Genomic DNA, 550 nt, shown 5'->3' with positions numbered 1-550 from the left:
GTGAGCTTAGTGGCAATGGCGATGAGAGGCGGTGGTGCGACGATGCTGTCGTGGTACTTGCAGGTGGCGGCGGTGAGCTTGCTGGCGATGGCGACGGGGCTGGAGGCGCAGCTGCGGGTGGGGTTCTACGACAACTCGTGCCCGGCGGCGGAGATCATCGTGCAGGAGGAGGTCAGCAAGGCGGTGTCCGGGAACCCCGGCATGGCCGCCGGCCTCGTCCGTCTCCACTTCCACGACTGCTTCGTCAGGGGGTGCGACGCGTCGGTGCTGCTCGACGCCGACGGCAGCGGGCGGTTCGCCACGGAGAAGCGGTCCAACCCCAACCGCGACTCGCTGCGCGGGTACGAGGTGATCGACGAGATCAAGGCCGCCCTCGAAGCAGCTTGCCCCGGCACCGTCTCCTGCGCCGACATACTCGCCCTCGCTGCACGCGATTCCACTGTCCTCGTTGGTGGCCCGTACTGGGATGTGCCACTTGGCCGGAGGGACTCACTGGGTGCCAGCATCCAGGGCTCCAACAACGACATCCCAGCTCCCAACAACACCCTCC

At 67.3% G+C, this 550-nt stretch carries 1 protein-coding gene; it reads left to right on the top strand.

Features of this window, described 5'->3' with window-relative positions:
• Positions 1-42: 42 nt before the first annotated feature.
• Positions 43-550: peroxidase family protein (locus NK662_RS24760; RefSeq protein ID WP_254761375.1), on the top strand; the 508-nt coding region annotated here is incomplete at its 3' end.

The organism is Ectobacillus ponti (assembly GCF_024294785.1).
In the GTDB taxonomy this organism is placed as follows: Bacteria; Bacillota; Bacilli; order Bacillales; family Bacillaceae_G; genus Ectobacillus; species Ectobacillus ponti.
Note: the sequence above shows the minus strand (reverse complement) of the source record. Positions and strands in the feature narration are given on the sequence as shown.